Origin of the sequence: Geoalkalibacter subterraneus (assembly GCF_000827125.1) — a bacterium.
GTDB lineage: Bacteria > Desulfobacterota > Desulfuromonadia > Desulfuromonadales > Geoalkalibacteraceae > Geoalkalibacter_A > Geoalkalibacter_A subterraneus.
Window position 1 is genome coordinate 1,690,762 of the sequence record NZ_CP010311.1, and the last position, 19,222, is coordinate 1,709,983.

General features: G+C 55.5%; 20 protein-coding genes and 1 tRNA gene. 18 read left to right on the plus strand and 3 right to left on the minus strand.

Annotated elements, in window-relative coordinates; translation table 11 throughout:
• Nucleotides 1–30 precede the first annotated feature (30 nt).
• The 10 genes from pheT (at nucleotide 31) to GSUB_RS07815 (ending at nucleotide 8,046) form a co-directional block, all read left to right on the plus strand.
• Complete coding sequence (gene pheT / locus GSUB_RS07765) at nucleotides 31–2,451, plus strand: phenylalanine--tRNA ligase subunit beta (protein WP_040200090.1); 2,421 nt, start codon at nucleotides 31–33, stop codon at nucleotides 2,449–2,451.
• An 80-nt stretch (nucleotides 2,452–2,531) separates the two neighbouring features.
• On the plus strand, nucleotides 2,532–2,816 hold the full coding sequence (locus GSUB_RS07770; protein WP_040200091.1) for an integration host factor subunit alpha: 285 nt from the start codon (nucleotides 2,532–2,534) through the stop codon (nucleotides 2,814–2,816).
• Between the two features lie 44 nt (nucleotides 2,817–2,860).
• Nucleotides 2,861–3,268, plus strand: a complete 408-nt coding sequence (locus tag GSUB_RS07775) for a MerR family transcriptional regulator (RefSeq protein WP_040200092.1) — start codon at nucleotides 2,861–2,863, stop codon at nucleotides 3,266–3,268.
• A 31-nt stretch (nucleotides 3,269–3,299) separates the two neighbouring features.
• Complete coding sequence (surE, locus tag GSUB_RS07780; protein WP_040200094.1) at nucleotides 3,300–4,058, plus strand: 5'/3'-nucleotidase SurE; 759 nt, start codon at nucleotides 3,300–3,302, stop codon at nucleotides 4,056–4,058.
• Between the two features lie 94 nt (nucleotides 4,059–4,152).
• Nucleotides 4,153–4,806 (plus strand): protein-L-isoaspartate(D-aspartate) O-methyltransferase, encoded by a 654-nt coding sequence (locus GSUB_RS07785; RefSeq protein WP_040200096.1) that lies wholly within the window; start codon nucleotides 4,153–4,155, stop codon nucleotides 4,804–4,806.
• 5 nt (nucleotides 4,807–4,811) lie between these two features.
• On the plus strand, nucleotides 4,812–5,405 hold the full coding sequence (locus GSUB_RS07790) for a YqaA family protein (RefSeq protein ID WP_144401981.1): 594 nt from the start codon (nucleotides 4,812–4,814) through the stop codon (nucleotides 5,403–5,405).
• A 72-nt stretch (nucleotides 5,406–5,477) separates the two neighbouring features.
• Nucleotides 5,478–6,245: a peptidoglycan DD-metalloendopeptidase family protein gene (locus tag GSUB_RS18565; RefSeq protein ID WP_158414059.1), complete on the plus strand. Its 768-nt coding sequence runs from the start codon at nucleotides 5,478–5,480 to the stop codon at nucleotides 6,243–6,245.
• Nucleotides 6,246–6,302: 57 nt separating this feature from the next.
• Nucleotides 6,303–7,337, plus strand: a complete 1,035-nt coding sequence (locus tag GSUB_RS07805) for a sigma-70 family RNA polymerase sigma factor (RefSeq protein WP_040200101.1) — start codon at nucleotides 6,303–6,305, stop codon at nucleotides 7,335–7,337.
• Nucleotides 7,338–7,392: 55 nt separating this feature from the next.
• On the plus strand, nucleotides 7,393–7,911 hold the full coding sequence (locus GSUB_RS07810) for an adenine phosphoribosyltransferase (RefSeq protein WP_040200102.1): 519 nt from the start codon (nucleotides 7,393–7,395) through the stop codon (nucleotides 7,909–7,911).
• A 58-nt stretch (nucleotides 7,912–7,969) separates the two neighbouring features.
• Nucleotides 7,970–8,046, plus strand: a tRNA-Arg gene (locus tag GSUB_RS07815).
• A gap of 92 nt (nucleotides 8,047–8,138) precedes the next feature.
• Here GSUB_RS07815 and GSUB_RS07820 read toward each other — a convergent pair.
• The gene (locus GSUB_RS07820; protein WP_040200103.1) at nucleotides 8,139–8,426 is read right to left on the minus strand and encodes a HigA family addiction module antitoxin; all 288 of its coding nucleotides are present in this window, start codon (nucleotides 8,424–8,426) and stop codon (nucleotides 8,139–8,141) included.
• Between the two features lie 15 nt (nucleotides 8,427–8,441).
• Nucleotides 8,442–8,720: a type II toxin-antitoxin system RelE/ParE family toxin gene (locus GSUB_RS07825; RefSeq protein ID WP_040200104.1), complete on the minus strand. Its 279-nt coding sequence runs from the start codon at nucleotides 8,718–8,720 to the stop codon at nucleotides 8,442–8,444.
• A 244-nt stretch (nucleotides 8,721–8,964) separates the two neighbouring features.
• Here GSUB_RS07825 and GSUB_RS07830 point away from each other — a divergent pair, with 244 nt between their 5' ends.
• The 6 genes from GSUB_RS07830 to GSUB_RS07855 all read left to right on the plus strand — a co-directional run bounded on the left by GSUB_RS07830 (nucleotide 8,965) and on the right by GSUB_RS07855 (nucleotide 15,843).
• A complete protein-coding gene (locus GSUB_RS07830; protein WP_040202263.1) occupies nucleotides 8,965–9,591 on the plus strand; it encodes a LysE family translocator in 627 nt (208 codons plus the stop codon).
• 14 nt (nucleotides 9,592–9,605) lie between these two features.
• A complete protein-coding gene (locus GSUB_RS07835; RefSeq protein WP_040202264.1) occupies nucleotides 9,606–10,778 on the plus strand; it encodes a magnesium chelatase ATPase subunit I in 1,173 nt (390 codons plus the stop codon).
• A 17-nt stretch (nucleotides 10,779–10,795) separates the two neighbouring features.
• The gene (locus GSUB_RS07840) at nucleotides 10,796–11,602 is read left to right on the plus strand and encodes a VWA domain-containing protein (RefSeq protein ID WP_040200105.1); all 807 of its coding nucleotides are present in this window, start codon (nucleotides 10,796–10,798) and stop codon (nucleotides 11,600–11,602) included.
• Between the two features lie 95 nt (nucleotides 11,603–11,697).
• Entirely contained in the window at nucleotides 11,698–12,672 is a 975-nt protein-coding gene (locus GSUB_RS07845) for a calcium/sodium antiporter (protein ID WP_040200106.1), read from the plus strand.
• A 69-nt stretch (nucleotides 12,673–12,741) separates the two neighbouring features.
• Nucleotides 12,742–14,595, plus strand: coding sequence for a molecular chaperone HtpG (gene htpG / locus GSUB_RS07850; protein WP_040200107.1), 1,854 nt, complete (start codon nucleotides 12,742–12,744; stop codon nucleotides 14,593–14,595).
• A gap of 564 nt (nucleotides 14,596–15,159) precedes the next feature.
• Nucleotides 15,160–15,843: an N-acyl amino acid synthase FeeM domain-containing protein gene (locus GSUB_RS07855; RefSeq protein WP_158414060.1), complete on the plus strand. Its 684-nt coding sequence runs from the start codon at nucleotides 15,160–15,162 to the stop codon at nucleotides 15,841–15,843.
• Here GSUB_RS07855 and GSUB_RS07860 read toward each other — a convergent pair.
• The gene (locus GSUB_RS07860; RefSeq protein ID WP_040200109.1) at nucleotides 15,832–16,707 is read right to left on the minus strand and encodes a ThiF family adenylyltransferase; all 876 of its coding nucleotides are present in this window, start codon (nucleotides 16,705–16,707) and stop codon (nucleotides 15,832–15,834) included. The genes GSUB_RS07855 and GSUB_RS07860 overlap by 12 nt on opposite strands.
• 279 nt (nucleotides 16,708–16,986) lie before the next feature.
• On the opposite strand from GSUB_RS07860, the gene GSUB_RS07865 reads away from it, so the two are divergent.
• Together GSUB_RS07865 and GSUB_RS07870 are read left to right on the plus strand one after the other, a co-directional pair.
• The gene (locus tag GSUB_RS07865; RefSeq protein ID WP_040202265.1) at nucleotides 16,987–17,733 is read left to right on the plus strand and encodes an outer membrane lipoprotein-sorting protein; all 747 of its coding nucleotides are present in this window, start codon (nucleotides 16,987–16,989) and stop codon (nucleotides 17,731–17,733) included.
• A 112-nt stretch (nucleotides 17,734–17,845) separates the two neighbouring features.
• Nucleotides 17,846–19,207, plus strand: coding sequence for a DUF1302 family protein (locus GSUB_RS07870; RefSeq protein WP_040200110.1), 1,362 nt, complete (start codon nucleotides 17,846–17,848; stop codon nucleotides 19,205–19,207).
• The last annotated feature ends 15 nt before the right edge of the window (nucleotides 19,208–19,222 follow it).

Consider the following 19,222-nt stretch of genomic DNA (forward strand, 5'->3'; position numbering starts at 1 on the left):
AATGCTATTTTTGATAAAGGACGTGAAGAAATGATCGTCACCTATAACTGGCTTAAAGAGTTTGTAGATTGTGACCTTGCGCCTGATGAGCTCTCCCATCGTCTGACCATGGCCGGTCTTGAAGTCGATGCGATGGACGTACTCGGGGAAGGTCTCGATACTGTTGTCGTTGCCCGCCTGCTCAGCGTGGAATCACATCCCGATGCCGACCGTCTGACCCTGTGTCAGGTCGATGCCGGCGGTGGTGATCCGGTTCAGGTTGTGTGTGGTGCGACCAACCACAAGACGGGCGACCTGGTTGCGTTTGCGCAGGTTGGGACTGTCCTGCCCGGTGATTTCAAGATCAAGAAATCCAAGATCCGCGGACAGGTCTCCTTCGGCATGCTCTGCTCGGAAAAGGAACTCGGTCTGGCCGAAGAGGCCGAGGGCATTATGATCCTTCCTGCCGATCTGCCTTTGGGAAAGCCTGTTTTTGACGCCCTGGGGCTCAAGGACGTGCGCTTCGAGCTGGGGTTGACCCCAAACCGGGCGGACTGCCTCAGTGTTGTCGGCGTGGCGCGTGAGGTCGCTGCCATCTGCGGCAAACCCATGCGGCTGCCGCAGGTGAGCGTGAAGGAGGAAGGGGAGCCCATAGCAGAGCGCACCTCGGTGACCATCGAGGAGCCTGGCATGTGCCCGCGTTACGCAGCCCGCCTGATTCGCGACGTTCGCATAGGTTCCTCTCCCGCGTGGCTCGTTCGCCGTCTGGAGTCCGTCGGACAGCGCTCCATCAACAACGTTGTCGATGTGACCAACTATGTTCTGATGGAGTTGGGGCATCCTCTGCATGCTTTCGACTTCCGTCTCCTGCGCGGCGGGCGCATCGTTGTGCGCAGAGCAGGCGACAATCAAAAATTCACCACTCTCGACGGCCAGGAGCGCATCCTCAATTCGGGAGATCTGACCATCTGTGATGCCGATGGGCCGGTCGCGCTTGCCGGCATCATGGGTGGGGAAAATTCAGAGATTCAACCAGATACGGTCGATATTCTGCTGGAAAGTGCCTATTTCAATCCGCCCACCATCCGGCGCACCAGCAAGCGCCTTGGAATTCACAGCGAGTCGTCCCACCGTTTCGAGCGCGGCGCCGATGTGGATATGGTGCCCATTGCCCTCGACCGGGCGGCCGAATTGATTCGCGAAACGGCAGGCGGCGCAATCTCCCAGGGAGCGCTCGACGTTTATCCTGCGCCCATCGCTGAAAAGAGCTTGCGCATTCACACTGACAAGACCCAGCGGCTGCTGGGTGTGCGTATCGACACTCTTGAAATCAAACGCCTGCTTGAAACAATCGGCTTTTCCTGCCATCTTGAAGACGGCGCACCGGAAGGAATCGTTCACGTCAATGTGCCGAACTGCCGGCCGGACATTGAACGGGAAGTCGACCTGATTGAAGAGGTTGCGCGTCTTAACGGCTATGATCAGATTCCCACCACCATGCCGGCCGGTCGGGTCGTATGCCATCCTGATTCGCCGCTTCGGCGCATCGAGCAGGCCCTGCGCAACGCCATGGTGGCCTGTGGTTTCTCCGAGGTAATTAATTATTCTTTCAACGCTCCGGCGGCGCTTGACAGGATTGCCCTGCCCGAACAGGACGAACGCCGTTCCCAGGTCCGTCTGCTCAATCCCCTTACGGAAGAGCAGTCCGTCATGCGCACCACATTGGTGCCCAGTGTCCTACAGAACGTCGCCCAGAATCTTGCCCGTCGCAGCGCCGGCGATCTGCGCCTGTTTGAACTCAGGCCAGTCTTTCTTCCCGACGGTGGGGACGATCTGCCCCGCGAAGTGCCTCATCTGGTCTTTGCCCTGAGCGGCAGGCGCAGTCCATTGGGGTGGGCGCAGAGTTCGGAACCGGTCGATTTCTTCGATCTCAAAGGGGTCGTCGAAGAGCTCATGGAGCAGCTGCGCCTCGATTCGGTAGAATATTCTCCAGACCAGGGCGAGTCGTTCCTGCATCCCGGCAAGTCCTGCGCCTTGACCTGCAACCAGGTGGTTTTAGGGTTGCTGGGTGAAGTTCATCCGCAGGTCCTGAAGGAATTTGAGATCGAACAGCCGGTCTATATCTGCGATCTGGATCTCAGTGCGATTGCCGATGTGGCAGGCAATCCCGTTGTTTTTAAAGAGCTTTCCCGTTTTCCCGGAGTCGATCGCGACAGCGCCTTGCTGGTGGATGAAGAGATCGAAGCGCGCCGCATTCTGGATGCGGCGCTCAACGCCAGGGCGCGCGATGTGGAAGATGTCGTTCTCTTCGATGTCTATCGCGGCAAAGGGATTCCGCAGGGTAAAAAGAGCATTGCCATCCGCGTACGCTATCGCCGGGCGGATAAAACTTTGACTGATGAAGAGGTCGCCAAGTCTCATTCGCGCATCATCAAAGCCCTCGAAAATGAGTTAGGTGCCGAAATTCGTTGAATAATTGGTTGCGGCATTCGATTTTCCATGTTATAAAATCAATAAATTCAAGGACATGGATTTGAATGACTGGAGGTAATATGACCAAAGCGGATCTGATCGAGAGTGTTTATTTGAAGACCGGTTTCTCTAAGAAAGAATCCGCTGAAATTGTTGAACTGGTCTTTGATCTGATAAAAACCACGCTGGAAAAGGGCGAGAAGATCAAAATTGCCGGGTTCGGTAATTTCGTCGTGAAAGAGAAAGATTCGCGTCGCGGTCGCAACCCGCAGACCGGAGATGAGATTGAAATCTCTTCCCGACGCATTCTGACTTTCAAGCCCAGCCAGGTTCTCAAAGGCGCTATCAACGACAGCAACGCCTGAATCTGATGCGCTGGACCGGGCTGTTGCCCGGAGTTGGCCGGAGCATGGACATCGAAATTCCCGACAAATTGTATTTCAAGATCGGGGAAGTTTCCCGCATTACCGGCGTGAAGCCTCATGTTCTGCGCTATTGGGAGAGCGAATTCGGTGCTTTCAGCCCGAATAAGAGCCGCAGTCGGCAACGCCTCTACCAGCGCAAGGATATTGAGCTCATCCTGCGCCTGAAGCGGCTTCTGTACCAGGAAGGGTATACCATCTCCGGTGCGCGCCGCAAACTGCGTGAAAAAGATGCGGCGGTCAATGCAGAGCCTCGTACTATTGCAGAGCCTGATAACGTACCTGGTTCTGAAAAAGTAGCCGGTGATGAGCCGCATGATCTTCTTAGTGAGGTTCGTAAAGACCTCAGAAATTTGCGCGAATTGCTGCGTCGTGACCCCCCCCGCCGGGGATAACACTCCCCGCCAAACCGATCGTTAGGCGCCATTGTTTACACTGCTGACCAATGATGACGGCATTCACGCTCCCGGGTTGAACGCTCTGGCTGAGACCATGCAATCCGTGGCCGAAGTTGTGGTTGCCGCACCTGATCGTGAGCGAAGCGCCACCAGCCACTCTCTCACGCTGCATTCCCCCCTGCGAGCCGAAGAAATCCGCAGCGGCTTTTTTTCCATCGACGGCACCCCGACCGACTGTGTCAATCTCGGCATCCACGGCTTGTTCAAAAGGCGACCGGATATCGTGATCTCCGGAATCAACAGCGGTGCCAATATGGGCGATGACATCACTTATTCCGGGACGGTTGCTGCGGCAATGGAAGCAACCCTGATGGGCGTTCCTGCTTTCGCCATATCTCTTGCTCGCGAAGGTTCCAAACCCGCCGATTATCGGCCGGCGGCTCAGTTTGCCGTTAAGCTTGCCCAGTCTTTGTCCCGTAACCGTTTGCCCGCAGATACTTTCCTGAACGTCAATGTCCCCCAGGTAGAAGCCGGCAGTATTTCCGGCGTGCGTCTGACGCGGCAGGGCAAGCGTGTCTACGGCGACCTGGTGATAGAGAATATTGACCCGCGAGGTCGCAAGTATTACTGGATCGGTGCCGGCGATCTCCATTTCAAGGATGTTGAGGGGACCGATTTCCATGCCGTTCATCGCCATGCCATTTCCATTACTCCTCTTCATCTCGATTTGACCAACTATCGCTCCTTCGAAAATCTGGCGGGGTGGGATATCTTTCATCCCCGGTAACTGTTTTTTATACTGAATTTCTCTAATTTTGACGCACTCGCAGAAACTCACAGTTTGCGACGCCATCAATTTTCAAGTGTAAAAGGGCATAATCATGGACTTTGCCATCGCTCGCAGGCGCATGGTGGAAAAGCATATCAAGGGCCGCGGCGTCAATGACCCCCTGGTTCTCCAGGCCATGCTTGAGGTGCCGCGTCATCTGTTTGTCGAAGAAGCCCTGCAGAGTCAGGCCTACGGTGATTACCCCCTCCCGATCGGGAATAAGCAGACCATCTCCCAGCCGTATATGGTGGCCTACATGACCGAAGCCCTGCAACTCAAGGGAGGAGAAAACGTCCTCGAAATAGGGACTGGCTCAGGCTATCAGGCGGCCGTACTGGCACGAATCGCCGGCAAGGTTTTTACTGTGGAGCGCATCCCCGAACTGGCCCGCCGTGCGCGCCGAATCCTTGATCGCATCGGGGCGATCAACGTCAATATCAAGGTGACGGACGGCACAATCGGGTGGGAAGAGCAGGCACCTTTTGACGCCATTATCGTTACGGCAGGTGCTCCGGCCGTTCCCGAAAAGTATCTCGCACAGCTCGCTCCGGGCGGGCGGCTGGTCATTCCCGTCGGGGATATGTACAGCCAGGTTCTTAAACGCTTTATCAAGCAGGCAGACGGTCAGGTCACTGAAGAATCCCTTCTTGGGTGCCGTTTTGTGCCCCTGGTCGGCCGCAACGGTTGGCGTGAGGAAGGGGACTGACACAAGTGTTCGGACTGCGTCGTCTCTATGACTGGGTGCTCTCCTGGGCGCGCACCCCCTACGGGAGCATTGCTCTTTTTCTGCTCGCCTTTGCCGAGTCTTCCTTTTTCCCCATTCCCCCCGACGTACTGCTGATGGCGCTGGCGCTCTCCATCCCGGCCAGGGCTTTTCGCTATGCGCTCCTGGCTGCGGCAGGCTCGGTTCTGGGCGGGATCTTCGGCTATCTTCTCGGCTATGCGCTGTGGGGCGCGCTTGAATCTTTCTTCTACGCCTACGTCCCCGGGTTTAGCCCTGACGGTTTCGCCCAGGTTCAGGCTCTTTTTGCTCAATATGATTTCTGGGTGGTGTTTTCTGCCGGGTTTACCCCCATCCCCTATAAAATTATTACCGTCGGCTCCGGTGTCTTTCACGTCAATCCGGTGATTTTCGTTATCGCTTCCGCCGTCAGCCGCAGTCTGCGCTTTTTTCTTGTGGCCTGGTTTATTTATCATTTCGGCCCTCCGGTCCGGGTTTGGATCGAAAAATATTTCAATCTGTTGACGATTATTTTTTTGATCCTTCTAATTGGGGGGGTATGGGTGGTAAAATACCTTTTCTAGTGTCTCCGTGCGGTTAGTGTCCCGTGCGAGTCATCTTGCGTTGCTGGTCGAGTGACGAGGGGAAGCGTGACGGTGAGTGGCTTGGTCAAGGTTTTGATTGTGATATTGACCTGTTGGGGTCTTACGGCCTGCTCGTCTTCGAGTGGGGTTTACCATACCGTGCAGCCCGGGCAGACGCTCTACCGGATCGGCCAGTCCTACGGCGTGGATGAGCGTTACCTGGCCCGCATCAACGGGATCGAGGATCCCCGCCTTCTTCAGGCCGGCAAAAGGCTGTTTATCCCCGGGGCTTCCCGCCGCAAAACGGTTTCTTCTTCGGTTGCGAGCGCCCCACCGCCCAAATCGACCTCCAGGACTTCCACCGTTGCAACCCGACCTCGCTCATCGTCTCCCGCGCCTACCAGGACGCCCCCCCCTGCCTCGCGCACAAGGTCCCAAACGTCATCGCCGGCTGTCTCTTCCGCCACCCGCGGGACGTTCGGCTGGCCGCTCAGGGGAGATATCCTTAAAAAATTCGGACAGAAAAGCAGTGGCCCGAGTAAAGGCCTTGAGATCGCCGGACGCAGGGGACAGGAGATTCGCTCCGCAGGCGCCGGGCGAGTGATCTACAGCGATGACAAGATCAGAGGATACGGCAACCTCATCATTCTTAAACATGATGGCAACCTCTTCACTGTCTATGGATACAATGACCAGAACCTGGTAAAATCGGGCGCCGTGGTTCGCAAGGGCGATGCCATTGCCAGAGTCGGCACTCCTCCAGGTGGGGGGGCGCCACGCCTTTACTTTGAAGTGCGCCGCGGCAAACAGGCTGTCGACCCGCTTTTTTACTTGCCTTGAGGGCCCGGGGTTTTCTAGACTTTCCAAACCATCGAAAACCATTCATTGAGGATGAAGATGAACGAAGAAATCAATGATCTCGACGAGGTTGAGCTTGACAGCGAGGAAGACAGCGAAGAGAGCAAGCCTCGTAAAAACTCTACCGAGGAAGAGACCGACGAAACCCCGTCTGAGGAGGAAGAAGAGGAAGAGGAAGAGGAAGAGGAAGAGGAAGAGGAAGAGGAAGAAGCGTCGGCCAAGGCGCAGAGCGATCATTCCGACGATGCCATCAAGCTGTACCTGAAGGAGATCCAGAAAACCAACCTGCTCACGGCCGAGGAGGAACGCGAGCTGGCGCGTCGCATCTCGACCGGAGATATGGCTGCCCGGGACCGGATGATCGAATCCAACCTGAGGCTGGTGGTCAAGATCGCCAAGCGTTATATGAATCGTGGCCTGCCCTTTCTTGATCTGATCGAAGAGGGCAACATGGGCTTGATCAAGGCTGTGGAGCGCTTCAAGCTCAGCAAGGAATGCCGTTTTTCAACCTATGCCACCTGGTGGATCCGTCAATCCATCGAACGCGCCCTGGTCAACCAGAGCCGTACCATCCGTCTGCCGGTACATGTCTCCGATGATATCAACAAGTTGATCAAAATTAGCCGCGAGCTGCAGCAGAAGCTCAACCGGGAACCGCAGGTCAAGGAAGTGGCCGAAGCCATGGGGGTTGAGCCCCACTACGTGCGTCGCCTCATGGTGCTGGTGAAAAAAACCTACTCCATTGAACACCCCATGGGGGAGAACAGCGACTACAGTCTTATCGATACCATCGAAGACAACTCGGCCGTCAACCCCTCCGGTCTGATCGAAAACCTGGAGAAATTCAAGCGGGTGCAGACCTGGCTTGATACGCTGAGCGACAACGAGCGCGAAATCCTCAGCCTGCGTTTCGGTCTGGAAGACCGCGAACCGCAGACGCTGGACACCATCGGACGCAAATTCGGAGTTACCCGCGAGCGCATCCGTCAGATCGAAGCGAAAAGCCTGGAAAAGTTGCGCAAGATCATGGAAGAGGGTGAAGAAGCGGCTCGTTTCAGTCGGCAGGATTTTTAGCCCTGTTTTACCACCGGTTGCCGTTTATCTTTTGAAAACTCAGGAGCTGATCATAGTGGAAGATCTTAAAACCATTATCCGTGATATCCCGGATTTCCCTCAGAAAGGGGTCGTATTCAAAGATATTACGACTCTTCTGTCCGATGCCAAAAGCTACCACCGCATGGTCGACCTCATTGCTCATCGCTACTTCGGGCAGAAGATTGAGCAGGTCGTTGGCGTCGAGGCCCGTGGGTTTGTTCTGGGGGCGGCCCTGGCCTATAAACTCGGGGCTGGAGTCACGCTGGTGCGCAAGCCCGGCAAGCTCCCCTACAAAACCCGCAAGAAGTCCTACGAACTTGAATACGGCCAGGACACACTCGAAATCCACGAAGATGCCTTCGATAAAGGAACCCGTGTGATTATCGCCGATGATCTGCTGGCCACCGGCGGCACCATGGCCGCGGTTTATGATCTGGTGACGGAGTTGGGCGCCGAGGTGGTCGAGTGCGCTTTTCTGGCCGAGTTGAATTTTCTCAAAGGGCGGCAGCGCCTGCCCGACAACAAGGTTTACAGTCTACTGCAGTTTGACTGACCGCGGCGCCAAGGTTGCCCTCCAACCGGATATGTTGTATAAACAGACTCCTTTTCGGGGCCCTGTAGCTCAGCTGGATAGAGCAACCGCCTCCTAAGCGGTAGGTCTTGGGTTCGAATCCCGACAGGGCCGCCAATAAAAACAGCCACTTAGCTTCGTGCCAAGTGGCTGTTTCTGTGTTCGGGGTAGCTTTTGGGGTAACCCTTCGGAGAACTCTCCTGTTTGACCTATGCTGCGGTTTGCATTTTTTCTACTTTGAGCCCCTTGGCCTTCTTTTTCGCCTGCCAGAGGTCATAGTGCATCTGCTGAGTCAGCCAGCTTTCCGGGGTTGTGTCGAATGCGATAGAAAGACGCAGCGCCATTTCCGGACTAACCCCTGTCTTGCCATTCAGCAGCTCAGAGAGAGCTTTTCTCGACACGCCGAGTGCCTTGGCCGCATCGGTGACAGTCACACCGAGAGGTTCAAGGCAAAGCTCACGGATCACTTCACCTGGATGGGGTGGGTTGTGCATCATTTGTGAAACTCCTTATCAGTGATAGTCCAGGTAATCCACGTCGAAAACATCCGGTCCGTCGAAGCGAAAGATCACCCGCCAGTTTCCGCTCACGCTGACCGACCAGAAACCGGTAAGGTCGCCCGTCATCTGGTGCAGTCGCAAACCAGGAAGGTTCATGTCGCGAGGTTCGCGGGCGGCTTCGAGACGGGCAAGGACAAGTTTAAGCCTCTTCGCCTGGCTGGCGACAATCCCAGCCTTGCTTCCTGATTCGTAAAACTGCCTGAGGCCCTTGTGGCGGAAAGTCTGAATCATGGTTATACTGTAACCCGACAAGGGACAGGTGTCAATATCTTCTGCCGAGTGATCAGCCGAGTCTTAGCACAATGACTTTCTAAGCCCGTGTGCAGTCAGCCTTGGTTTCAAGGTTTAATCCAGGGTCTGCAAGGACCATAATCTGGACAATGTGGTGAACTGGGGATATGATAGGAACCCTTTTGAAATAGTTGTCAAGCGCCACCACACCGCAGCCCCTTTTACGCTTCAGGCCAACATGATCATGATTCCCTTCGAAGCTCTCATCACTTTTTTTATCGCCTCTGTTCTTCTCGGCCTTGCACCGGGTCCGGACAATATTTTTGTGCTTACCCAGTCGGCGCTGCATGGCAAAGGGGCAGGGCTGCTTGTGACCCTGGGCTTGTGCACGGGGCTGGTGGTGCATACTCTGGCGGTTGCTCTTGGAGTCGCAGTGATTTTTCAAGTCTCCGCCGCAGCCTTCACCGCGCTTAAGCTGGTGGGGGCCGCCTACCTGGTATACCTGGGATGGCAGGCCTTTCGTGCGGCTTCTGCACCGATTCCCATGACGGGCAATGCGTCGCCAAATCGCTTCAAGCTCTATCGGCGCGGCATTATCATGAATGTCACCAATCCCAAGGTGTCGATCTTCTTTCTTGCCTTTCTGCCGCAGTTTGCCGACCCTGCGCGCGGGTCTGTCCCCTTGCAGGTTGCCATGCTGGGCGGCGTCTTTATCCTTGCGACCCTCCTGGTCTTTGGGGCGGTCGCATTGCTGTCCGGCGCACTGGGAAGCTGGCTCAATCGCTCGGAGCGCATTCAACGCACTCTCAACCGGGTGGCCGGCACGGTCTTTTTCGGCCTGGCCCTGACTCTGGCTATGAGCCGCCGCTGATGGGATCTGCCTCGATGAAAGAATCTATTGCTTTCCCTTTCTCTGCACTGATTGGGCAGGAAGATCTGCGTACCGCTCTGCTTCTCAATGCTGTTGACCCGGCGATCGGCGGGGTGCTCATCCAGGGGCACAAAGGGGCCGGCAAATCCACGGCTGTTCGTGCCCTGGCCGCCCTGCTGCCCGATATGGAGGTGGTCGCGGATTGCCCCTATCACTGCCCGCCCGCTCCACTGGACGCCATGCACGATGAGTGTGCCGCGCGGGTCCTTGCCGGAGAGCCCCTGAAAACGGTGATGCGCCCCATGCCCCTGGTTGAGCTCCCTCTGGCCGCCACGGAGGATCGTGTCGTGGGATCCCTCCATCTGGAAAAAACGCTTGCCGGCGGGCAGCGTTATTTCGAGCCGGGTCTGCTTGCGGCGGCCAATCGCGGCATTCTGTATGTGGATGAAGTCAACCTGCTGCCCGACCACCTGGTGGATCTGCTGCTTGATGCTGCTGGGAGCGGCATCAACCGGGTGGAGCGCGAAGGGATCAGCGTGACTCACCCTGCGCGTTTTCTCCTGGTGGGGACCATGAATCCGGAAGAGGGGGAGCTGCGGCCCCAGTTTCTCGATCGCTTCGGGCTGTGTGTCACGGTGCGCGGCATCGAAAATATTGCGCAGCGGCGTGAGGTGATTCGCAGACGCATGGCCTTCGAGGAAAATCCGGAAGACTTTGTTAAAGCCTGGACTCAGGCTGAACAAGCCCTTCGCCAGCAGGTTGTCCGCGCCCGCCAAACCCTCGACAATGTCGCATTGCCGGACGAGATTCTTGACCGGGCCATCGGCATCAGTCTTGCCATGGGGGTTCAGGGGCATCGCAGCGATCTTGCAATTGTGCGTGCCGCGCGCGCCCTTTCCGCGCTTCTCGAACGTGACCGGGTCGGTGAAGAAGAAATTTTCGAGGCGGCCCTGCTGGTGCTTCCTCACCGCATCGGTGCCGAAGCGATGGAAGAACGAAGCGACCTGCGTGGCCGTTTGCAGAAAGCCTTTTCCGGTGAAAAAGTAAAACAGGGCGAAGACTCGAATATTCCCGAATCAGCAGAAGAGTTGGATGACTGGGAATCTTCCATGGAAGTTCCGGGCGCCACTGCTGCCGGCAGCCTGCTGTTTTCCTTTCTTAAAAAAAAAGTTCCGAACGCATCATAGAACCTTATAACCTGGCTGTGCCTGATCTGCCGCTCAGCATCACCCGCCTGCGGACCGTTCGTGATAGCGGCCGACGATTTCAGAACATCGGTCGCACCGGCGGTGTCATGCGCACCGTGCCGGACCACCTCAGCGGCGGCCACCGTGAGCTGGCCCTTGGCCGTACCCTGCGTGCGGCTGCCCTGGGTGGTGGGGGCGCTCTTAAAATCCGGGCCAGGGACGTTTACCGCACGATCCGCCGCCGGCGGCATGAAACCCTCGTGGTTTTTCTGGTGGATGCCTCCGATTCCATGGGGGAGGGGACAACCTCCCGCATCGCTTTGGCCAAAGGCGCTGTTCTGGCCCTGCTGCGGCGTGCCTACCTGAATCGCGACCGCGTGGCACTGGTGACCTTCCGGGATCAATCCGCCCAGGTGCAGCTGCCTCCCACCCGTAGCCGCACTCTCGCTCGACAGCGTCTGCGGCGTCTTGCCATTGGCGGCGCGACCCCCTTCGCCGCAGGGCTGCATGAGGCAAGGCGGCTGATTGAACTGGAGCGCCGCCGCGATCCCAGGTTGCAGGTGCTGCTGGTCATCCTTTCCGATGGTGAGGGCAATGTCGCACGCGAACGCGGCGCCGACCCACGGCAGGAGGTTTTATCCGGGGCGGCGGCACTGTGTCATAAACAGACTTCGGTCGTCCTGTTCGATACGGGATCGCAGAGCAAAGACAACCTTCTCCCTGACATCGCGAAGGTGTTTAAGGTGCCCTGCCATCTATTGCAGGGAGATAGTCTCGCGCGATTGGTGGAGCTGATAGAAGAGGGCAGGGGGAGCGGTCCTTGACGATGCGTCCAATGCGATATGCTATTGGGAAGACTGTTTTCGTACAGGATGCATCCCTGTCACAGTAATCGAGTTGATTTCATGGAGATACCGCTATGTTGACTGCTGTTGCTGCCGTTGTTTTCGGGTTGGCGCTGCTGGTCTGGAGTGCGGATCGTTTCGTCGAAGGGGCTGCAGCAACGGCGCGCCATTTCGGGATGCCCCCCCTGCTTATCGGCATGGTCATTGTGGGGTTCGGCACCTCGGCGCCGGAAATGGTCGTTTCCGCCATCTCCGCTCTGCAGGGCAACCCCGGCATCGCGCTCGGCAATGCCTACGGTTCCAATATCACCAACATCGCGTTGATCCTTGGCATCACTGCCCTGATCAGCCCCATTACGGTGCATTCCCAGGTCCTGCGCAAGGAACTGCCGCTTCTGACAGGCGTGACGATCTTCGCCGCCCTGCAACTGATTGACGGCCAGATCTCGCGCCGCGATGCCGTCGTGCTGCTTGCAGTTTTTGCCCTGTTGATGGGATGGACCATATATCAGGGGATGCAGAAAAAAGACGATCCCCTGGCTTCCGATGTGGAGCAGGAACTCGCCGCTCAGACGGTCCCCCTGCGCAGTGCTCTGCTGCGACTGATCGGCGGCCTGGTGCTGCTGGTTATCGCCTCGCGCGTGCTGGTGTGGGGCGCGGTCGATATCGCCCGCAGCTTCGGGGTGAGCGACATGATCATCGGGTTGACCATTGTCGCCATCGGCACATCGCTCCCGGAGCTGGCCTCCTCCGTTCTGGCCACCCGTAAAGGGGAGCACGATATTGCCCTGGGCAACGTGCTGGGCTCCAACCTCTTCAACACCCTGGCGGTCGTTGGTATCGCCGGCTCCATTCATCCCATGGCCGTCGGACCGGAGGTTCTTTCACGCGACGTGGTGGTGATGGGCGTTCTGACCCTGTCGCTGTTTGTGCTCGGCTACGGCATGCGGTCGAGGGCCGGGCGCATCAATCGCATCGAGGGTGCGCTGCTGCTGGCGGCTTATATCGGCTACACCGCCTACCTTGTGCGCAGCGTCTTCGCGGCTTGACCTTGACAATCCTGATAATGATGCCTACCTTGCCTTTCGAAATTATATCCACAAGGAGGATTCTGATCCATGTCCGAGAAAGAACAAGTCGAAAAAGGCACCATCTCCATTCATACCGAAAATATTTTCCCCATCATCAAGAAATGGCTCTACAGCGACCATGAAATTTTCCTGCGCGAGCTGGTCTCCAACGCGGTCGACGCCATTCATAAGCTGCAGCATGTCAATGTCATCGAAGGGCTGCAGATTGCCGACGATTACGCCATCGACATCAGCGTCGACAAGGACGCCGGCACCCTGACCGTCAAGGACAACGGCATCGGTATGACCGCCGATGAAATCCGCAAATACATCAACCAGATCGCCTTCTCCTCCGCCGAGGAGTTCGTGCAGAAGTTCAAGGATATCGAAGATAAGAATCAGATCATCGGCCATTTCGGCCTGGGGTTCTATTCCTCCTTCATGGTCGCAGACAAGGTGGAGATCCGTTCCCGTTCCTACCAGAAGGATGCAGCAGGCGCGCACTGGAGCTGCGACGGCACCACCAGCTACGAACTCGAAGAGGTCGACAAAGAGGATCGCGGCACCGAGGTCATCCTGCATCTCAGCAAAGACGAAAAGGACTATCTCGAACCTTCCCGCATCCGCGAGATTCTCAAGAAATACTGCAACTTCCTGCCGGTGCCCATCCGGCTTGCCGGCGACGTGGTCAACGACAGCGAGCCGCTGTGGATCCGCTCCGCCTCCGAAATCAAGGATGAGGAATACGTCGAGTTCTACCGCAAGCTCTACCCCCTATCGGATGACCCCCTGTTCTGGATTCACCTCAATATCGATTTCCCTTTCAATCTCAAAGGGATTCTGTATTTCCCCCGTCTCTCGACCGAATTCGATGTGACCAAGAGCCATATCAAGCTGTACTGCAACCAGGTGTTCGTTTCGGACAACTGCCCGGAACTTATCCCGGAATTTCTCACCCCGCTGCAGGGCTGTCTCGACGCTCCCGACCTGCCGCTCAACGTGTCGCGCAGCTACCTGCAGAACGAACCCCAGGTGCGCAAGATCCGCGAAGTGATCAGCGGGCGGGTGGCTTCCAAGATTGTCGATCTCGCCAAACAGGATCGCGACCAGTTCGCCGAGATCTGGGACAACATCCACACCTTCGTCAAATACGGCATGATGCGCGATGACAAGTTCTTCGACAAGGTCAAGGATCAGGTCATCTTTCGCACCACCGCAGAGAACAAGTACACGACCCTGCCCGAATATCTCGAGCGCAACAAGGAGCGCCACGAGAACAAGATGTTCTACGCCAACGATGAAGCCGCCCAGGCCACCTATCTCAGGATGTTCAAGAACCAGGGGCTTGAGGCGCTGATTCTCGATGCCATGATCGACAGCCACTTCATCCAGTTCCTCGAGATGAAACAAAAGGGGGTGACCTTCGAGCGGGTTGACGCCGATGTGACCCAGAACCTGATCGATGAGGACCAGGGGTCAAAGCTGGTGGAAGGCGAAGATGAAAAAACCGCCGACGAAAAAATCAAGACCGCCTTCGAGGAACTGCTTGGCGAGAAAAAGGGGATGACCGTACGGGTCGAAAGCCTCAAAGACCCCTCGGTGCCCGCCATGGTTCTGCTCTCAGAACACACACGCCGCTTCAAGGAGATGACCCGCATGATGGGCAAGGAGCTTGGCGATGCCATGGAGGAATACACCCTGCTGCTCAATAAAAACAATCCCGTTGTGAAGAAAATCCGCGCCATGAAGGAAGAGGGCAGGCAGGAAGACGCCCGCCTGCTCGGCCAGCAGATCTACGATCTGGCCATGCTCAGCCACAAGGCTTTCGATAAGGAGCAGATGGAGGATTTTCTGGAGCGCAGCAATAAAATTCTTGAAATGGTGGGTACAGCGGAAAAATAAACCTCCCAAATAAACATTGGCACCCAAAAGAGCAGGGCGGAAAAGCTATTTCTCCGCCCTGCTGCAGTTTCAGAGCACCTTTTAACAGTAAAGGTAGCAGGAGAAAGCGTTTCGTCAAGAACGGACGGAAAGAAAAAAGGTACTGAAATTACGAAGAAAAAAGTGGTTCATTAAGGAAAGGCTCTGTCCTGGTGTGATTCCTTTTATGTCAGAATGAAAAGTCATCACGAAAGTGTCACCTGTGAGCGACAGCACTCAAGCCGAGAGGGGGGGAAGGAAAAGATGCATCTGACAATGGAATGGAGAATTATTCTGTCTGCTGATAGCGACAAAAAGGGGAACCTGTTTCAGCGAAAGCTAATAATTAAGTGTGCGAAAAGCCGACAAAAATGTTGATTTGCCTATCATTCTAGAGTTAGTATTCACACGCAATTCAAAAAGTGGGTATAGCGTTCTGTAATTAGAAAATTTATTGTTTTTACGACGTTTTCAATCGCCTGAAATTACAAAGTAAATTCTGTCGCTATTTGAAGGGGGCGCGAAACTTACATATCTGATAGAAAGTTGGATTTGATTTTGCTATCAACTAGGGAGGTTTCAATTGCTGCCCACCACTCAGGGAGGAATCAAATTTTGCTTAAATTTGCACGTATTCAACCGGAGGATCATCCGGAGTGTTTTCGTGAGATTTTAAGGCTTCGATATAACGTTTATTGCCTTGAAAGAGGGTTTGAGAAAGTTTCGGATCATCCGGACGGCCTCGAAACCGATGTCTATGACAACAGATCGGTTCATTTTGCCGCGTTCTATGAATCAAATGGAGAAGTGGCCGGAACCGTTCGATTGATAAAAAACAGTCACCTCGGCTTCCCTGTTGAAAAACATTTTGGACTGGATCTTGATCGCATGGTCGGTTGCCGCGATCAGGTCTGTGAAATCTCCCGCCTGTCCGTTCCCAGAAAATACCGTTCAGATTATAACATTGTGAGGGGTCTTTTTGAATGTGTTGCCCTGGAGAGCAGGCGGCTCGGAGTGACGCACTGGTGTGCCGCGATGGCCCAGGGCCTGCCCCGCCTGTTGAGCAAGCAGGATATTCATCTCAAGAAAATAGGGCCGGAGATCGAGTTCCATGGCCCCAGGGCGCCGTATTTCGGCAGAATTGATGATATTGCTTCGCGCCACAATGCCTACGCTCTTTACCGCGGAGACCTGCAGGTCGGAAAGGTTGCTTCCAGCCTAGCCCTGTGATAGAGATCTGCGGATCATTCGCAGCGCAAACCAGGCTTTAAGCCTTTGCAGCGGATTGTTGCCTCCGCCCCACACTCGGGAAGTTTTGAACTTGCGCAGCATCAGGTCGATCTGGATGTAGTGGGGGACGGGTTTGACTTTGCCGCGTTGGCAGAGGATCTTCGCCACCTCTGCGGCGACAAGCGCCGAGGCCAGCGTGCAGGACGGCGCCACCGCCGGCCCTTTTTTCGCTTTGAAGCTGACTTTGGAGAGATCCATGTATTTTTTCTGATAGGGCCAGGGGGCCACTCCGACGGCAAAGGCCGCGATCTTCTCCTCGTAGCTCATCCCTTCGCGAATTCCGAAATACTGATCGAATGTCATCCCATCGGGGGCAAAAACCTGCAGAGTGCCTCCAAATCCCAGGGGCGCTGATGTCAGTGCGTAAATCCCCATTTCGCGCGAGGTGTTGAACAACAGACGCCTGATATCAAATTCAAAAAACTCCATTCCGTCGACATACAGGTCCGCCTCCTGCAGAAACTCGGTGACATTCTTTGTCGAGATCCCTTCCTTGTAGAGATGAACCTCCGCTTCGGGGTTAATGTCGCGGATCATTTCCCCAATCACCTCGGCTTTATGCCTTCCGACGGTACTCTGATAGGCTCCAAACTGGCGGCTGATGTTTTCGCGCTCAAATTCATCGAGATCAGCCAGGCTGAATTTTCCGATCCCCATGCGCGCCAGGGTCAGGGCATGAATGCCGCCCACGCCTCCGCAGCCTGCGATGGCAACATGCGATTGCAGCAGCTTCTGCATGTCGTTTTCGGAAAGAAGGCCGATATTGCGCGAAAATTCATGTGAAATCAGATCATTTACCTGCATTTGGAACCCCCGGAATAAAGTGAACTCAGGCATGGAATCTGCAAAAAGCATGCAAAAAATTAAAGTTTCATTACCCCAAAAGTGCTGCTACCCAGACAAATTAAAGTCAAAGAGAGATTTCATGGTCAAAATCACGGGAATCTGCTATGTCTGAAAATTCCTGATTCGCTAAATAAGGTTAAAATAAGGACTTTGGAGTCAAAAATGCGTCATCTTCGATTCAACTCGATCATAACAAAAGCTGCTATTGTTTTTACTGCCTTTTTGCTGGGAGGAGGCTTGACCAGCTTCGCCTCTGAAAGCCACCCTGCCGCAGGCTCCGAACTTTCCGGGCGTGAGCTGGCGCAAAGAGTTTATGATCGCCCCGTCGGCGAGGATATGACATCTCATGCCGTTATGGAGCTGATCTCAGCAAAAGGCTCGGTTCGCAAGCGCGAATTTCAGGTTTACGGCATGGATCAGAAGGGCCAGCGAAGCCAACTTATTCGTTTTACTTCGCCGGCCGATATCAGCGGGACCGGATTTCTGGTGTTTGAGAGAGGGCAGGGCGATACCGAGCAGTTTCTTTACCTGCCGGCCCTGCGGCGAACACGGCGCATTGTTTCGAGCCAGAAAGGTCACAGCTTCGTGAATAGCGATTTTTCCTACGAGGACATGGAGCGTCGCCCCGTAGATAGCTGGAGCCATAAGATTGCCGGCTCGGAAAAAATCGGACCGATGGTGACCCTTGTTTTGGAAAGCCGTCCGAAAGAAGACACCACCAGCAGCTATACCCTGGTCAAAAGCTGGGTCGCACCGGAGATCGATATGCCGCTGCGCGTCGAGTACTACCAAAGAAATGACCGTCTGGTCAAAACATACCAGGTCCTCAGCCTGGAGAATATTCAGGGGTACTGGACCGAAACCAAGGTCGTGATGGAAGATGCAGAAAGTGGCCATAAAACCATCATTGCCAATCTTGAAACGTCCTACGACACAGGCCTCTCCGATGACATTTTTACTCAAAGGTATCTTGAGAGCCAGTAACCCCGGCCGTCGAGTTTTTTTTGTCGCTCTGTGGTGTGCTGCAGTTGTTCTGGCGTCACAATCTTTTGCTGAGCCGGTCGATTCTGCCCCCGTGGACTCAGGACGAATACTGTTGTTTGACGATGGAAGCGAGGCGAAGCCTGAGGCTGTTGCTTCGGATCAACCCCCGGCTTTCGACCTTGGGGGAATGATCGAGCTCCGCGGCGGCACCGATCTGCACGACGACGATTTCAATGAACACGACAAGCTTGTGCGCGGCGTCGGACGTTTATGGCTCGAGTGGCCGGCGCAGGGGATGAAGCAGCTCGGGGGCTGGCGCTCCCGATTATACCTCTCAGTTGAAGCCGATTACCTCTACATGGGGAATGATCGCTCTCAGCGGGACTTCGATCTTGAGCTCTATGAAAACAAGCTCCTGCTGGCAAACGGCCCCTTTGAAATCGAACTCGGAAAGCAGATTGTCCGATGGGGAAAGTCCGATCAGCTCAGCCCCGTTGACAACCTCAATCCGCAGGACCTGCGCGAATTTATCGTTCCGGAACTCGAGGATCGCAAGCTCCCCGTATGGATGGCGCGCGCCCGCTGGTTTTTCGACGGATGGACGGCAGAGGGGGTTTTCATCCCCTGGCACGAGTCTGCCGATATGGACTATTTTGACAGCGACTGGGGGATTTACCGCCACGTTAAGGGCGATGTGAGGGATGCGGCCCTGCCGGAGGACTTGAAAGATTACCTCATGGGGCTGCGCGTCGCTGAAAACGACCCACCCAACACATTGAAAAACAGCGAGTTCGGTGCCCGGGTTACCACCACGATCGGACGTTGGGACTGGGGGGCGAGCATTTTTCACGGCCGTGAAGATCTGCCCTTTTTCGGAAAATTCCCCATAAAAAACCTGGCACTTCCCGGGTCGTTTTCTTCTCGGGGGGTTCTTCAGGCCCTCGATGATGCCGTCCTGACAGATGAGCGGATCGAGGTCTATTACCCGCGCCAGACCATTGTCGGCCTCGAATTTGAATCCACTCTCGGGGTCTTCGGGGTGCGCGGCGAATCAGCGTACATCGACCATACTTCATTCCTGCTCAATGATCTCACCTCGGATACCCGCCCGGTACTGCATACAGTTGTCGGGGGAGATTACACCGGTGTCTCCGGTTTTTACGGCAACCTTCAATTATCTCACCGCTATATCCACAATTACGACGACTCCATCATGTATTTCGACCGGCATAATGTTTCGCTGCTGGGAGAAGTCCGGCAGGAAGGGCTGCGCGGAACTGTCGAGGGCTACCTGCGGTTCAACTACGATCTGCACGACGGTGGGTATTACCTGGAACCCGGCATTGTTTACAGCGGTGTGAAAAATCTCGACCTCACCCTCGGCCTCAACATCTTCGGGGGTGATCAGGATACGTTCCTCGGCTATTACGACGATAACGACCAGGTGTTCCTCAAGGCCAAATACCATTTTTAAATTTCAGGGACAACA

Bases quoted from the DNA above. Each gene is read 5' to 3' on its own strand.
- GSUB_RS07770 (WP_040200091.1), top strand. From the start codon at position 2,532: ATGACCAAAGCGGATCTGATCGAGAGTGTTTATTTGAAGACCGGTTTC.
- GSUB_RS07860 (WP_040200109.1), bottom strand. From the start codon at position 16,707: ATGCAGGTAAATGATCTGATTTCACATGAATTTTCGCGCAATATCGGC.
- GSUB_RS07835 (WP_040202264.1), top strand. From the start codon at position 9,606: ATGAAAGAATCTATTGCTTTCCCTTTCTCTGCACTGATTGGGCAGGAA.
- GSUB_RS07785 (WP_040200096.1), top strand. From the start codon at position 4,153: ATGGACTTTGCCATCGCTCGCAGGCGCATGGTGGAAAAGCATATCAAG.
- GSUB_RS07825 (WP_040200104.1), bottom strand. From the start codon at position 8,720: ATGATTCAGACTTTCCGCCACAAGGGCCTCAGGCAGTTTTACGAATCA.
- pheT (WP_040200090.1), top strand. From the start codon at position 31: ATGATCGTCACCTATAACTGGCTTAAAGAGTTTGTAGATTGTGACCTT.
- GSUB_RS07830 (WP_040202263.1), top strand. From the start codon at position 8,965: ATGATTCCCTTCGAAGCTCTCATCACTTTTTTTATCGCCTCTGTTCTT.
- GSUB_RS07805 (WP_040200101.1), top strand. From the start codon at position 6,303: ATGAACGAAGAAATCAATGATCTCGACGAGGTTGAGCTTGACAGCGAG.
- htpG (WP_040200107.1), top strand. From the start codon at position 12,742: ATGTCCGAGAAAGAACAAGTCGAAAAAGGCACCATCTCCATTCATACC.
- GSUB_RS07845 (WP_040200106.1), top strand. From the start codon at position 11,698: ATGTTGACTGCTGTTGCTGCCGTTGTTTTCGGGTTGGCGCTGCTGGTC.
- GSUB_RS07820 (WP_040200103.1), bottom strand. From the start codon at position 8,426: ATGATGCACAACCCACCCCATCCAGGTGAAGTGATCCGTGAGCTTTGC.
- GSUB_RS07775 (WP_040200092.1), top strand. From the start codon at position 2,861: ATGGACATCGAAATTCCCGACAAATTGTATTTCAAGATCGGGGAAGTT.